Here is a 15,219-nt window from a genome sequence, read left to right on the forward strand (position 1 = left end):
GTTCAAATTACAACTTGTATTAGAAGGAATGTAATCATCAGACTGCATATAGAATATGCTTGCACTGATATCGGTTCGTTTATCCCACTTGTAGCCAAACCCGGTACCCCACATTTTCATATCACCAACGGGAAGCGGACCAAAAACATCACGCTCGGCTGGTGAAGTTCGTAACTCTAACCCAAACCTGACATCCAGACGAGAATTAACATGCTTAGTTAAACCGAAACCAAAGTGCCAGGTATCACGTAAGCCAATAGGCAAAGTCAGAGAACGACCTGTGACCAACCCCGACAATAGTCGAGCTGTTGTTAGCATTTCCAGAGTTCTATCAAAGTAAAAAGTCCATTCTTCCCACTGACTCCAATCAGTCCATGTCGCATCCACATTGAGGGTATAATCAGGAGTAAGGCGAACTCTCATACCCGTCTTAAACATCTGAGGGATTTTCAAGTCGAGGTTCACATTCCCGGATTCATAGGGAACACCTCTTGGGAGGCCCAGTATTGCAGCGGTAATCGCACCAATGATTGACGCGTTAAAACCGTTCCAGAAAGCTGTCCACTCATCGGTATAGTCCATGAAGAACGTACCTTTAAGCTCCATATCTGCTTCGCTGTAATAGGTTGCTCCCCACGAGAACCAATCTGTCGGCTCCCACAACACACCAAGATTATATGTTGGCGACAAGGTTTGCTGCATATCCATATCGATACGCCCGATATCGTCCCATGGCCCAATATTTCCTTGGCACATAGATAAGAAAGGCTGCAGAGGGTCTCGACGCTGACCGATAGGCTTATCGAACTCACAAGCAAATGCATCCTGAAGTATTTCAACAACCGCAATCAACAAGTTAGGTGCACGGTTATGCTGCGCTATATAGAATCCTTGATGACTAAACTGAATGCCCATGCCAACAGACCATTCATCATTAATCTCGTACCCAACAGCCGGAGAAAAGTAAGTAAAACGCTGAATTGCTGCTTCTTTACCCAAAAATCGACCAGGGTCTTCCAGCTCTTTGTACAAAGCTAAAGCGGAGTGGATATAATTTTTATTTGCAAAAGTAAACTTTGAACCAGGAGGGTTTACCGAAAAGCCAATCTGCGGAGGTAGTATCGTTGGGCCATTCCACACCCATTGCTGCAAACCAAAGCCAGGTAGATATAAAGAAAGCCTGTTAGTATGGCTCTTACCTCGACCATCGCCTCCTACTACAGGGTCTCTCGGTACGGTAGGGTCATAGGTATTAAAGCCTGTACCATCTAAACCAAACAACTGATAGTCATCAGGGGCAGTAAATACGGCATCAAGATCCAAACCAATTAATAACTGATCAACCTCAAAGTGACGCTCTTTGAGTCGGGTAAGCTGAGCGGGGTTATGGTAAACCGCTGAAACACCAGGATTTACGTCAGCCTGCATCGCATTACCCAAGGAAAGAGCCTTAGTATCAATCGTAATGCCGTTCGCTAGCTGAGCTACAACTTGGGGAGGGAAAGCAAACGTAGCAATCAATACGACCACCAGCAGTTTCTTTACTTTCCAATGCAATGATTTCACCAATTAATTCCTTTTCCCATTACTATTCTAAAGATTAAACAAGTGCGCTCGAGAGCAAAGCAGTCATCACCTTACTCCTGACACATGATTACCAGTTGAAAGCACCTATATTAATTGGATAAGAGATCCCCATACTTAAGTCAGACGCATCTTCAGTAAGCCCAAAGCCAAAGCTAACGTTTGTAATCGTCTTAGGGTCAACACGAATACCCAGTGAGAAGTTCATCGAACCACTCACCGAGTCAGGCGAAACTGCCGTCCCCGAACCAACGAAAGTTAATTTAGTTTCAGTACTATAACCAACCTGGGTCGATATACTTAAAGAGGTGTCATAAGAAAGAGAGTAAGAAAAGCCCCCTGAGAAAGAATAGCTCTGCCCTTGGTGAACAGTCTTGAGGAGATTCCCGCCTCGAGGTTGGTTCAAACCACTTTGCTCAAAGGAGTAGCTGGAACTCAGCGAGCCAAACAATACAACTGGGTCCAATACCTTCGATACACTTAAACCCGTTGAAACAGAGTAAGTACCACTACCCGTAGACAAGCGCTCATTAGGGTTAATTTCATAAGGACTGACACCTGTTTTAGTACTTAAGGTAGTACTTAGGGTGACTGTCGCCTTACCTGGTACATAAGCAAAAGGCTGCCAACGCAAACCGAAACTCACATCCCCCCACTCCGTTGCAGATAGTGAGTTCTGAGTATCGTAGCGTGAAGATAAAGGTATCCGGGCATTTAGAGTAAGGTTATTCAGAACTCCGTAGTCAAAGCTAAAGGAGTTTGTAAAGGAATGTGTTCCAGAGGGGTTTACGTCCAGATTTCTAACCACGCCATTCTGAACATCCAAGGCAATTCTCGAATCAGAGATATAAGAGTAATCCAGAGAATAGCTTAAAGACTTTCCACCCGCTTTGAGCAAGGAATAGTTTTTCTCAGCCGCCTGGAAAACCTCTTCCAATTGCTTGGTAGAGTCCTCATCATCTGACTGTCTGGCTAAGGCATCTCGCGCCTTATCAACATTACTTTCTTCAGCACTAATATCCGAAACAAACAGCACGGTTGATGCCAGTAGCACGCATCTAATGACCCAAGAGTTCATTACCTATTCCTTCTATCTTTATAGTTTGTGTCAGTGACTCTTACACGCAGTAACAACTAACCACTTTCCTAATACGAGCAATGCTGCTCACATTTCTTACACGACATATACTTATTCAAAAACTAGTTTCGACGATAATGTAAAAACTTCGTACCATTATCGAAAGTAGTATTCCCAAACTCATCTGTCTGGTTTTTACGGCGCTCTATCTCGTTATTCAATAAATACCGCAAATTATCTTTGTAGTCCGGAGTATAATCAAAAGCCTGCAAAGACAATGTCTGATCATCAATAAAGCGTAAGTCTTCTTCTCTTAACTCAAGCCCATCAATTGGTTTTGTATTCCCTGGAAAGATAACGAACAATACATTTTGATCCCACTTTTCTTTAAAGCGTTCGAGAGTAAAGGTTATATTTCCTTTGGAAGGGTCAGCAATAAAAACACGCCCATCCTTGATTGTCTTAACAACCACGAAATGCTTAAAGCCTGCGTAATGTATTGGCACGATAGCTGGATGATCCAGCTCAATCAAATCCTTTAACTCAGCCTTGAAGCCCCCAGCCGGAAAGCCCAGCGCGGTTACCAAACGCTTCATATCCAGCATTGAAAAGCCTCGACGCTCAACGATTCGCTCATTTTCACCGTAGTGAAGCAAACCTTCCATCACCTGGCGTTCTTGAAAGTTGCGCCCAAGATAATGCTGCAATACAGTCGTTAATGCTGCAGATCCACAGCTATAGTCATACGCCTGCCTAACAATATTACGGTATAAAACGCTAGATAAAGGTTCGACAACAGCTCTTTCTCGAACAAACGATTCACCCTCATTTAGGGCGACAGTATAATGCACGATCCCATTCGGCTGAGGTTCGATATCTTTAAATTGATGCACCAGATTCAAAAGAAGTATTGATGCTGTTGTTACAAGAACCATATTTCCATTTGCCTTAGGTTTCCGTTAAGTTTTTCCGCTTTCTATGCCGAAAAAATTATTACGTAAAGATACATTAATTACTTGAAAGGGAAAGATAACCAGTGCTCAAAATATGCTGAGACTAACCGGAACACCAATGATAATGCTCATTCTCTTAGAAAGGCCTTAATTGCGCCCAACATTGTTTCACCGATGCCAGACAGAAAAAAAGAGGCTTCACGCCTCTTTTAGATTTAGAATTTTTCTATCTCGGCGGCACTGACCGCCATTTCCTGGTAATTCCGATAATCAACTGCTCCGATGCTGGAGCCAAGCATATTGGATATTGAGAACAGCTCCATGGACGTCGCACTTTCAGCACTACCCTGGTGAACCTCATTAAGTACGATCACCGCGTAATCTCCACCCATAATTTCGAACCCAACAATATTATCTGCAAACTGTTCTTGCTTAGCTAAGGTAAACAGCTTGGTAACAACTTCACGGTTCAACATCACATCATCCCGTCGAACACCGTTATGCTGCTTCCAATTCACGCCCATTTCTTGAGCGACAGCAACAGCATCCTCACCCGCTGCGATTCTTGAACGATAAGCCTCTCCAACCGATGCCGCAAACTCTGCTGACTTACTTACTTTAATTTCGTCACGCACCTGCTCTTTTACAGATTCAAGCGGCAAAATGCTAGGCTCATGCAAAGCATCAACTCTAAACACAACAGAGCGACCTTCCGCAAATTCAATCAACTCACTGTTATTTTGCTCAGTAACCAGCTCATCCGAAAACAGCACCTTTTGTACTCTCGGGCTTGCGAAAATTTCATTCACAGTATCGCTAGAAACCCCAGCCAACTGCCTCACTTCAAGAGACAGCTCATCAGCTGCCTCTGCCAGATCAGGAGAAGAGTAAGTAATATCTGCAACATTTTCGGCCAGCTCCGCATATAACTGGTCAGCTTCTTCCTTACGATAACGCTCTTCAAGACCAGCACGCATTTCTTCAAATGCCGGAATTTCATTTGTTTCAATCGACTCAAGCTTAATCAAGTGATAACCAAATTCGGTCTTAACCGGAGCGGATACTTCTCCAGCGGCAAGCGCAAACAAAGCGTTCTCAAAATCCGCAACATACACGCCTTTACCAGAACGACCCAAATCACCTCCAGCAGACGCAGAACCTTCATCTTCTGACAACTCTTTAGCCAATGAATCGAACGCTTCACCTGCTAACAACCTAGCTTCTACTGCTTTGATTTTATCCAGTGCCTGCACTTCAGTCGTATCGTCATCAATTTTAATCAATATATGAGCAGCCGTTCGTTCTTCTTCACCTACGAATTCTGCTTTCTCAGTTTCGTACATTACCATGATTCGCTCTTCATCCACCTCAATTGATTCGGCAAGAGACGCGCGATCAATCGTTAAATAAGAGACATCAACATTACGCGCTTTCTTATACGCATCTTTATGCTCTTCATAATAAGTCGCGACATCTTCGTCACTTACCGCGATTGACTCTATATAATCACTTTTGAAAACTGTAGCCAGACCAAAGTCTCTTGTTTGACGATCCAATGCAACAATCTCATCTCTCTCGTTACCGACAACAAATGCTGAAGCGATCAAGCCTGAACGCGCCTGGTCAATAACAAACTGGGATTTCAAGGACTCTTTATATGATTTCAAAGTTAACGCAGCATTACGCAAAATCATCTGCATTCGTTCATTGCTGAACTTTCCATCGACCTTGAATTGGTCAATATTACGAATGTAGTTTTCAACAGCCTCGTCTGAGATATATAAATCTTTACCTTCTGCGTCCAATACCAAGATCTTTTCGTTGATCAGGCCTTCTAAAACTGAAGACTTTAACAAAGACTCTTCGATAAGATCCGGGTCTGCCCTTTCTCCCATCTGCGCAAGAATCTGGCGACGCTTACCTTCAACTGCCCTTAGGAAGTTACGCTCAGTAATCCCTTCACCATTCACCGTCGCTACTTCAGGTTCACCACTCAAACCTCCGACAATAGACTCTGCACCAAAAAGAGCAAAAACCACCACAATGACGCCAACAATAATCTTTGCGACAGTGCCTTGTGAATTATTACGAATGTCTTGAAGCATACCTTGATTCCTGATTCCCGGTTATTTCTTACTATGTTTATTCTTAATCGCTTACCGCCGCCGGCTTAATTTTTCAGAGCAAAGTCCTAAACCGTCATAAGCTTGTAATTTTTCTAGCCGCCGGATTGTACCCTACAGATCCTGATTTTAAAACAAATGAAATCACAAACGACTCCCCTTACTCACTGCATTAGTGAAAAATCCATCGTGTTGCCCCACAGCATTAGATTCAGACGCAAAATCTCCACGCTAAGCTAAACTTGTATAGCTCACTTAAAAACCTACTCAAGAACTCTTTTATGACCGCTACACACACTAAGCCACTCGTTCGCTCTAGGCTATCCAAATTCAATTCACCTCTTCTTGGTGCTTTTTTTTATCCTCGTCCTACTAATTGTAGGTAAAGCTAGCGCACAAACAGAACCCAGGTTATCCGAGTCATTTAGCGAAGCATCTTCTATGATCAAAGAAGCCAAGCTAAGTCAGCAAAAGATTAACAAAACAATCGCATCAACTGAGGCCTTACTTCGCGAATATCAAAGCTTATCGAGAGCCCTGGAACAAACAAATATAAACTTATCACATCAACAACAGATACATTCTCGCCAACAAACAACGTTGATTGACTATGAAGGCCAGCTATCGCAAGTATCGCAAACAGAGAACAGTTTGATACCAATGCTCCTGGAAATGATTGACTGGATTGATACGCAAGTAAATAACGACCTAGCTTTCCACCAACATAAGAGACTGGCACGTATCGCGGCACTCAAAGAAAAAGCATTTAACCCGGAAATACCGATAAGCCACCTTTACCACTCAGTGCTTGAAGCCTTTCAGATTGAAAACGAGTTTGGCTACAGCATTGAGTCATATCAGCAGGAGATCATAATTGATAACAAAGAAGTGGAAGCACAGATACTTCGGGTTGGGCGTATCGGAATGTATTTCCTCAGTCTTGATCAGCAAAGCGCTGGCTATTGGAGCCAACAAAAGCAAAGCTGGCTTCTGGCGAGCCCCGCCCTTCTTGAAAATGTTGCGCAAGGTATTAAGGTAGCCAAGAAGCAGCTTCCACCTTCCCTTTTAACACTTACTGTTGAAGCGGACGGAAATTAATACTATGAAACACCTCCAAAGCGCATTCATTATTTTCTGCCTGCTGACAACTCCTTGTTTGGCTAACGCTAGCACCGAACCGAACGGTAATCCGCAAAACACATTAAATAAGCTGTACCAAAAGATACAACAAGAAAGAACTCAGCAGGCTCAATCAAACCAAGCCCGAGAACGATCTTTTCAGCAACAAAAGCAGCAACAAAAAGAAAAACTTGCGGCCCTTCAAAAGGAGCTTTCCAATAAAAGAAAGGAACTTAAAACCCTCAACCAGACTGTTAGAAAAACCGAACAAAGCATTGACGATGCAAAACATCAGTTAGCAGAACGAAGTCACGCGCTAAAAGACCTGTTCTCTGTGTGGAAGCAAGCTGTTAAAGATGGTCAGTCGAATATGGAGGCCTCCATTATTAGTCATGAGTCACCTGCAAAGCTTGAAACATTTCGCATGCTGGCAACTAAAACAGCACTCCCCGACTCAGATGACTTAAGAGCCCTTTTCGAGCTACTTCAATATGATATTCAGCAAAACCGCCAAAGCCACACCTACCAAGGTGAAGTAATTACAGTAGATGGCCAGCGAAAACAGACGGTTATCCAACGCATTGGTACGTTTACCACGACCAGCGAAGGTAATTTTCTTGTTCACAACCCGGCGAATAACACTCTAAATACGCTTCCAATACAACCAAATTCAAAATACCAAAGAGTCGTTGAGCAAGCCGAATACCAGGCTCTAAGTCCCAACACACCCCTTACAGCGGTAATCGACCCTTCGAACGGTTTGATACTTGAACAGCTGGCACTGATTCCCAGCTTGGAAGATCGCTTCCACCAAGGCGGATATATTGGCTACGCCATTGTCACATTAGGTTTACTAGGGCTCTTACTAAGCTTGTTTAGATGGTTAACAATCAGCTACTCTCAACGAGCAATCAAAAAACAAATGAGATCACCGTAAATTGCAGACGCTAGCAATCCTCTTGGCCGAATAATTCAGGCCTATCAGGCATGCAAAGGAAATGAGGAAAGCAGTTCAAGTGACGAGCAAAGTACTCAGCTAAAACATGATACGCTTGAAGTTCAGCTACAAGAGATCGTTATGTCCGAGATGCCTAAGCTGGATAAGGGCCTGGGGACAATCAAACTACTCGCTGCAGTCGCCCCTCTTCTGGGCTTACTCGGCACCGTTGTTGGCATGATCAATACCTTTCAAAGTATTACTTTAGTCGGAAACGCAGACCCAAAACTAATGGCTGGCGGGATATCACAAGCGCTAATGACTACAGTTCTTGGACTACTGGTAGCCGTGCCACTACTATTCTCTCACAATCTGTTAGCAGCAAAGTCGAAAAAGGTTCTTATGTTCCTTAGCCAGCAAAGCCTAGGCTTTATTGCAAAATATATGAGTGAACAAGGCTCAATAGAAGCTAACGCAGCTCAAGACACTCGCCCTTCCAAGGCAGACTGTTAAGATGACGCAAATTGGTTTCGACTTTTACTCAAGCATTGATCAATTAATCAAGCTCGGTGGTTTACCTGTCGCGGCCATACTGGCTCTGAGTGTATTAATCTTTATACTTTTTTTTGAACGCTTACTATTCCTAAGTCTCAGCTTTAAAAATACAATTTCAATGTTGGAGAAGTACTGGAGCGAAAGTGCTAGCTTGGCAAAGTCAGGACTAAATTCCTGGGACAAGCAAAGAGTTCAGGAAGCGCTGCTTTCTGAGGCAAGAGCAATGACACGCCACTCTTTTTGGCTCTTGAGAGCAGCGATTATTGCTTGTCCGTTAATCGGGCTAATGGGCACGGTAAGTGGAATGGTACTTGTTTTTGATCAAATATCGTTAAGCGGAACTGGAAACCCTCGTTTGATGGCCTCGGGAATATTTCAGGCAACCCTGCCTACCATGGCAGGCATGCTGATATCGATTATAGGGCTTATTATGCAATACATTCTGCGCCGCTTAAGTTTGCGCGCACAAGGTATACTCAAGCATCAATTCCCCCTATTAGAAGAAGGGGGCGTCAAGGCATGAGAACGCGCTTTCCTTTTTTCAACAATGAAGAAGAAGACGTAGAAATCAATATGACACCAATGTTGGATGTCGTATTCATTCTGCTAATTTTCTTTATTGTTACCACCAGTTTCATTCGCGAAGCGGGCGCTAACATTAACCGCCCTCAAGCCCAGACATCCAGCACACTGCCTCAACAGGCAATTATTGTAGCAATCACAGCTCAAAATAAAGTGTGGATCGATCAACGGCAAGTTGAACCACAAACCATCAGACGCAATATTGAGCGTTTATTGAGTGAGTCGCCAGAAAGCACTGTCATCCTCCAGGCCGATGAGCATGCACGGACCGGTTTATTGATACAGGCATTGGACCAGTGCAAACTTGCAGGCGCCAAGAACATCGCCGTTGCGACACGCAAAGAATCAAACAGTGGAATCTAGGTTTATGGATAACACCATTTGTCGACTGCCGCTAAGTCAAAGCCTTACACGTTGGGTACTCGCCGCCCTATTAGCCATAATCTGTGTATTAGCCATTAGCAAGCTTATGACGAGTCTGATTACTCCGCTTAGCGTCGAAGCTGCGATCTACAAATTTCTCAGCATTGACTTCATTCGGATTGAAGCAAACTCTTCAAGCGCGCCCGAGCAAGAAGAAGAGCTGCCACCACCCGAAGAAGCAGAACCTGAACCACCCAAACCCAAACTAATCGATCAAGCAGCGTTTAACCCCCGGCTTCCAAAGCTTTCGCTAGACTTGAGCCCTATCGATACACCTTCGGTGCCACTTTCATTAAGCCCACCTGAATTCCCGGCAAGTTCCCTTAAACCCATACAAAGTGCCGCCCCGAGTTTTGATGAGCAACTGTTTCCCTTGCTCACGCCAGACCCGCTCTACCCCAGAAGAGCAAAACGCGCAAGACTGGAAGGATGGGTTAATATTAGCTTCACTATAGGCTTGAATGGAAGCGTGAGTGATGTACAAGTCCTAAGCGCCGAACCAGAGGGCATTTTTGAAAACAACACCATACGTGCCGTCAAAAATTGGAAATTCAAACCTCAGCTTCTCGGGGGAAAGCCTAGCACTCGTCGGGTTGTTCAAACCATTAATTTTACTCTGGAAAAATAATGCTTTGGTTTATGTTTCGACACGCACATAGACGCCTTACTTTCCTGGTATTATCCGTGGCTTTGCTGAGCACCGGCGAAGCCTGTTCTGCTGACTATTCATTCAATGTACCGAGCGAGGTTTTGGAGTTACAGCCGAACAAGCATGCCCAAATCAATAGCCGAACCCAGCGAACACTTGCCCAAGCCTGGAGCGACTTTGAAAAGCAGCAAAGTGCCAAAGCACTTAGCACTCTAGAACGCGTTATTTCTGAAAATCAGCACAATCCCGTGGCTACATCTTATGCGCTCTATTCTGCCTCTCAGATCCTTGCTCAACTCGAACAATATGAACTGGCGATTGGCTTAATACAATTGCTTTTACGACTAGACTCTCTGAATGAGTCGTCCCAGGTTAAACAACATCTGCTGCTTGCCCAGCTGCAAATTCAAACAGGGCACTTTAGTGAAGCAAGCCAAGCGCTGCAAACACTCATATCATCCCAACAACCGAATCAGAGTATAGAACCAGAACAGCTAAGTGAGTGGTATTACTTACTGTCTTATTCACAGTTCCAGACTAAAGACTACTCAAACTGCTTTAACAGCGCCAAACATGCCTTAAAATTGGCTCACCCTAAGCAAGAAGCGCTTTATCAACTACAACTCAATAGCTTATTAGCGCTTAAAGATTACCCCGCGAGCAGACTTATCATCGAGAAGCTAATATCGCTCGAACCCACCAAAAAGGCTTATTGGCAACAATGGGTGCGTATAGCGATTCAATTAGGTGAGCATCAACAAGCCCTATCGGGCATGGAACTACTAAAAGAAACACAAGCCCTTAGTGCTACAGAAGTTTTACACTTATCACAATTACAGCTATCAGAAGGCCTACCTTTCCAGGCAGCTCTAATCCTCGAAGCCGCTCTAAGCGAGAAAACTGTCAAAGCCACAGCTGCGAATATTAAAAGGCTAGCCTATAGCTGGGAACAGGCAGGCCATAATGAGAAAGCCATAGATATACTAAGTTCTAGCTCCTTTATCACCAACTACCAGGACTCTGCTGACAACCTAGCAATTTTAAAACAGTTAAGCCGGCTCTTGGTTAAACAGGCCTTATGGAATGAAGTGATTCAAGTCATCCACGAGGTGAGTGGAGGTTCCTACATGCAATGGTTAGCTCTCGAGAAAGACTATAACAAAGACAAGGTTTTGATCGGTCTGGAGTTAGGTAGGTCTTTATTTTATTCTGACAAACTCAATATGGCTGAAACTTTGTTTACTGCGCTTGACGATCACTTGAGTAAGCTAAAACAAAGCAAGGCAAACCGCCACCAAGCCGACACTATCGATATTCACATCATCGAAAAACAATTAGCTCAGTGGACAAATTACCTTGCCAACATTAGCAAGCATTAGACGTTTAAAAGTCGATAATGCCTTGGACAGGCTCATCTATCGTAAGCTGCATTAACTCTTCATTACTGAGATTTTTGTACTTATCTGCTAGCTTGGCAATGCTCTTAACCAGCCCTCGGCAATCTTTTCCTGCCGCCTCACACTTATCCATATAGCGCTTAACAGTTGGCTGAAATGCCTTGACCCATGCTTGCTGCTCAGGCTCACTAAACTTTATAATTTCAACACCCTGCTCGGCCAAGGTATTTTGTGCAGTTTGTGCAAATTCTTCAGTGCGCTGCACAACAGCCAAAGCCAATTTCTGCTGAAAGTCCGACAGTAACTGCTTGGTTGGTTTATTCAGCCGATCAAAGCTACGACGATTCATACAAGTCTCAATGGTCGTTGGTGCAATATTCAACTCTGTATAGTACTTGGCTTGCTCATAAATTTTAAAAGGAATAAAGCCCATATCAACCCAAACGATTGCATCAACCACGCCTTGCTGTAGGGCTGAATAGATCTCTGGAAACGGAATACGAACAACAGAGTAGCCTAAGTCTTCTGCCGCACCCGGCGCATTCATAAATGACACCACCTTTTTGCCTTTTAAGTCTTCAGGTCTACGAATAGGTGTTTTGCTCATTAAGCTTAGAGGTCTCACTGGCATAACATGTGCTGGATAAACACCTCGTCGAGTGAACTCCTCAGCCAAGCCATCAGCCATTAGCTCGTTCACAATTCGTGCAGTTAAGTAAGGGTTGGAAGGGGCTATATAGGGGAGCTGGATGGTTTTAAACAACTCAAAACCTTTTGCTTCGGCCAGTGTATAACACGTCCCAAAATCAGCCACGCCAGCGCGTAAAGCTTTGAAGCCTCCGGTGACACCATAGAGAGACCCACCGCCATACATTTTAATTTGCAATTCGTTGTTGGTTTTACGTTGTATCCAATCAATCCCTTTCTGCCAAACCGGTGGTAAATGAGAAACAGGAGGCGCCGGGTGTGCAAACTTCCACTGTGTCACTTTGCCACTCGTCGGGATCGAACCACCCTCCTCTAGCAACCAGGCGTCAACAGGTGTCGCGGAATAGGAAGTTGACGCGCCACTCATGAAGGCCAACACAAACCCAAGCATACGAAGCATTGCTTTAATTCTCTTAAACAACTCTTTTTATCTTTTATTATCGATATTGTTAACACTTAACGCCTGACTGACAGCCAGTTGGATATCCATAATTATGACAAATATCAATTCATGGACTACATTGTATAAACCTACAGTTCTATAAGAGATTGGTCAACGTGTCAGCCACAATCACCGACGATATTCCCTATTCAGGTTACTGCGCCCCTGGCTATGAAGCCGTGAAGGAGGCTTTTCTAGTAAACCTCAAAGAACGGAATGAAATTGGCGCTAGCGTTGCCGCCTATAATCACGGCGAAAAGGTAGTCGACTTATGGGGGGGGGGGTATAAGGATAAAGGTAAAACACAACTCTGGGAGGAGGATACTCTTTGCTGCGTTATGTCCGTTACCAAAGCTATCGCTTCCCTCGCTGTACTCTCACTTGCGGACAGAGGAATCATCGATCTCGACCAGCCTGTCTGCACGTATTGGACAGAGTTTGCTCAGGCGGGAAAAGACAAAATCACAGTACGCTGCGTTTTGGCTCAACTCGCAGGCGTTCCTGTTGCCGATGCAGCGCCTGCCGGTTCCCTCTATCAAAAAGGGGTTGTCGAGCAAGCATTAGAAGTTCAAGCACCACTTTGGCCCGCAGGCTCTACTCCCTGCTACCACTCTTTTACTCATGGCCCTCTGTGCCAGGCTTTGATCAGTAAGTGTACCGGTCAAACCTTAGGGCAATATTTGCAAGAAGAAATATTTGGGCCAAACAATATTGAATTCTACCTAGGCATGAATGAAAGCCAGATTACTCGTTGCGCCGATATCGTCATATCTAATGGTGTTCCTACCTTACAACAAGTCAACGACCCAAACTCTTTACTTGCTAGAGCTTGGAAACCAATCCCGGACCCTCAGCGTATGTTTGAGGACCCTGATTTCCGAACCCACGAGTTCGGGTCTGGCAATGGCCATAGTAACGCTAGAAATATCGCAAAGATTTATAGCCTATTGTCAATGGAAGGAACTATCGATGAACTCAATCGAGACCATCGACTTATCAGCAAAGCGGCCTTGGAAGACGCGATAAAAGAGCAGTGGGATGGTGTTGAAGTCATGACCCACCGCCACTTTCGCTATGGAACGGGCTTTATGTTGAACAACCCGTATTTTAAAACAGGTGACAACCCTAGAAGCTTCGGCCACCCCGGTTTAGGCGGCGCTATTGCTTTTGCTGACCCAGATGCAAAAATCAGCTTTGGCTATTGTGGCAATCGAGTACACCCGATTAATGAAACAGGGCCCTGCGCCAAAGCCTTAATTGATGCTTTGTACAGCTGCATATAGCAACGCCAGCCAACTAAACCTAAGCAGTCACTGGCCCGCTATGAAAACGAAATTCTTCATCTGGCTGCTCGATTAATTCCTGCTCTTTCTCTCTGAAAAAAGCGACTCTCTCGTCGAGCCCTTCTTTGCAATAACCCGAAGCAAGTTTTAGATAGTCTTGATAGTGACGAGACTCCGACTTGAGCAAAGAAATATAAAAGTCCTTTAACTCATCGTCTAGCAAGGGCGCTGTCTTGGCAAAGCGCTCGCAGGAGCGCGCTTCAATAAATGCGCCAATGATCAGTAGATCAATCACACGGTCAGGATCTTGTTTTCGGACAGAATCTCTAAGCCTTGCTGCATAGCGTGATGCCGTCATGTGACCGTATGCCAGTTTACGTTTTTTGATAAATTTCATTACCTGTTCGAAATGCCTGAGCTCTTCACGAGCCAAGCGAGACATCTTCATCAGCAAGTCTGGATTACCCGGATAACGGTGAATCAGGTTAAGCGCTGTCATTGCTGCTTTCTTCTCACAGTGAGCGTGATCCAGCAGCATGATATCCTGATTAGCCAGGGCATTTTCGACCCAAAGGTCAGGGGTTTCACAGCCAAGAAAGCTATATATTTCACTTAAGTCCTGGTTTATCTCACTCACAAACATTACTCACTGATATCTTCATCTAAATTTAAAAATTCTTTCATAGCACACCAAGACGCTAGCTTATCCTCTTTCGACATGGCTGCATTGGCAGGACTGGTCGAAGGTAAGTTCAGGGTTGTATCAGGAGTAACTGAAACGCCGATAAACTTCTTGTACAACTTGGCTGCAGCCTGACCGTTAAACGCAATCAGCTTAATACTCGGGTTCTGTTCAAGCATGCCTTGAATATCATTCGCCTTCATAGTGGACTGGTCGATATTCGAATCCAGACTTCCTGGGCGGTAGCATGAATGAGCGACATCCCAAATCGCGATACCGCAGCGTTTAGCCTCTTCCAGGCGTTGCACATAAGGCAAGGCCAGGTCAAAACTGCATAGTTGCGCCAATATCCACCAGAAGGCATTGCGAGGATGTCCGTAGTATTGCTGCTCTTGCAGGGATTTAACACTGGGCATCGTGCCTAATATTAGAACTGTTGGCTCTTCTCCAAGCACCGGAGGAAAGCCTTTATCGATTACTTTTTGCGTTTCAGCCATTATACTTCACACTAATAACGCTAGAACTTTAATGCCACCGCTGAAGATGCCTTGATCGCCTTCTGCGTTGCCGCCTCAATTGTTTCATCCAAGGCCAGTGCAACCCCCATACGGCGTTGCCCCTTTACTTCGGGCTTGCCGAACAAGCGCAAGTGCACATCAGTATCAGACAAACATTCTTCAAGGTTACCAAAGCAAAGTTGTTTG

At 44.6% G+C, this 15,219-nt stretch carries 15 protein-coding genes and 1 pseudogene; 8 read left to right on the forward strand and 8 right to left on the reverse strand.

Annotation, left to right across the window (positions count from 1 at the left end; genetic code table 11):
- The 4 genes from A3766_RS18030 to A3766_RS18045 all read right to left on the reverse strand — a co-directional run.
- A partial coding sequence (locus A3766_RS18030) for an outer membrane protein transport protein (protein WP_068642642.1) occupies window positions 1-1,566 on the reverse strand: 1,566 nt, incomplete at its 3' end.
- Between the two features lie 88 nt (window positions 1,567-1,654).
- On the reverse strand, window positions 1,655-2,662 hold the full coding sequence (locus A3766_RS18035) for a flagellar protein FilC (protein ID WP_068508299.1): 1,008 nt from the start codon (window positions 2,660-2,662) through the stop codon (window positions 1,655-1,657).
- 122 nt (window positions 2,663-2,784) lie between these two features.
- Window positions 2,785-3,597 carry a C39 family peptidase gene (locus A3766_RS18040; RefSeq protein ID WP_068514855.1) on the reverse strand — a complete coding sequence of 271 codons (813 nt, stop codon included), beginning with the start codon at window positions 3,595-3,597 and terminating at the stop codon, window positions 2,785-2,787.
- A 233-nt stretch (window positions 3,598-3,830) separates the two neighbouring features.
- Window positions 3,831-5,720, reverse strand: coding sequence for a SurA N-terminal domain-containing protein (locus A3766_RS18045; protein ID WP_068514852.1), 1,890 nt, complete (start codon window positions 5,718-5,720; stop codon window positions 3,831-3,833).
- A 366-nt stretch (window positions 5,721-6,086) separates the two neighbouring features.
- Between A3766_RS18045 and A3766_RS18050 the strand changes: the two genes are divergently transcribed.
- Genes A3766_RS18050 through A3766_RS18080 form a run of 7 tightly spaced genes read left to right on the forward strand, consistent with a single transcriptional unit; the run spans window position 6,087 to window position 11,382 of the window.
- Window positions 6,087-6,836: a DUF3450 domain-containing protein gene (locus tag A3766_RS18050; RefSeq protein WP_197473025.1), complete on the forward strand. Its 750-nt coding sequence runs from the start codon at window positions 6,087-6,089 to the stop codon at window positions 6,834-6,836.
- A gap of 4 nt (window positions 6,837-6,840) precedes the next feature.
- Complete coding sequence (locus A3766_RS18055; RefSeq protein WP_068514846.1) at window positions 6,841-7,794, forward strand: hypothetical protein; 954 nt, start codon at window positions 6,841-6,843, stop codon at window positions 7,792-7,794.
- Window positions 7,795-7,827: 33 nt separating this feature from the next.
- A complete protein-coding gene (locus A3766_RS18060) occupies window positions 7,828-8,307 on the forward strand; it encodes a MotA/TolQ/ExbB proton channel family protein (protein WP_255374942.1) in 480 nt (159 codons plus the stop codon).
- 1 nt (window position 8,308) lies between these two features.
- Window positions 8,309-8,872 (forward strand): MotA/TolQ/ExbB proton channel family protein, encoded by a 564-nt coding sequence (locus A3766_RS18065; protein ID WP_068514152.1) that lies wholly within the window; start codon window positions 8,309-8,311, stop codon window positions 8,870-8,872.
- On the forward strand, window positions 8,869-9,294 hold the full coding sequence (locus A3766_RS18070) for a biopolymer transporter ExbD (protein WP_068514839.1): 426 nt from the start codon (window positions 8,869-8,871) through the stop codon (window positions 9,292-9,294). Before A3766_RS18065 ends, A3766_RS18070 begins: the two co-directional genes overlap by 4 nt.
- Before the next feature lie 4 nt (window positions 9,295-9,298).
- On the forward strand, window positions 9,299-9,982 hold the full coding sequence (locus tag A3766_RS18075) for an energy transducer TonB (RefSeq protein WP_068514837.1): 684 nt from the start codon (window positions 9,299-9,301) through the stop codon (window positions 9,980-9,982).
- A complete protein-coding gene (locus A3766_RS18080) occupies window positions 9,982-11,382 on the forward strand; it encodes a lipopolysaccharide assembly protein LapB (protein WP_068514834.1) in 1,401 nt (466 codons plus the stop codon). The genes A3766_RS18075 and A3766_RS18080 overlap by 1 nt, the downstream gene beginning before the upstream one ends.
- A gap of 4 nt (window positions 11,383-11,386) precedes the next feature.
- On the opposite strand, the gene A3766_RS18085 is transcribed toward A3766_RS18080, so the two are convergent.
- A complete protein-coding gene (locus A3766_RS18085) occupies window positions 11,387-12,508 on the reverse strand; it encodes a TRAP transporter substrate-binding protein (protein WP_068514830.1) in 1,122 nt (373 codons plus the stop codon).
- A gap of 158 nt (window positions 12,509-12,666) precedes the next feature.
- Between A3766_RS18085 and A3766_RS18090 the strand changes: the two genes are divergently transcribed.
- Window positions 12,667-13,833 (forward strand): serine hydrolase domain-containing protein, encoded by a 1,167-nt coding sequence (locus A3766_RS18090; protein WP_068554634.1) that lies wholly within the window; start codon window positions 12,667-12,669, stop codon window positions 13,831-13,833.
- Between the two features lie 19 nt (window positions 13,834-13,852).
- Here the strand turns inward: A3766_RS18090 and A3766_RS18095 are convergent, their stop codons facing one another.
- The 3 genes and pseudogenes from A3766_RS18095 to purT form a co-directional block, all read right to left on the reverse strand.
- A complete protein-coding gene (locus tag A3766_RS18095) occupies window positions 13,853-14,470 on the reverse strand; it encodes a tRNA-(ms[2]io[6]A)-hydroxylase (protein WP_231872160.1) in 618 nt (205 codons plus the stop codon).
- Between the two features lie 5 nt (window positions 14,471-14,475).
- Entirely contained in the window at window positions 14,476-15,012 is a 537-nt protein-coding gene (locus tag A3766_RS18100; RefSeq protein ID WP_068514824.1) for a DNA-deoxyinosine glycosylase, read from the reverse strand.
- Window positions 15,013-15,032: 20 nt separating this feature from the next.
- Window positions 15,033-15,219, reverse strand: a pseudogene (purT, locus tag A3766_RS31285) (phosphoribosylglycinamide formyltransferase 2); the annotation flags it as partial.

The organism is Oleiphilus sp. HI0132, assembly GCF_001635845.1.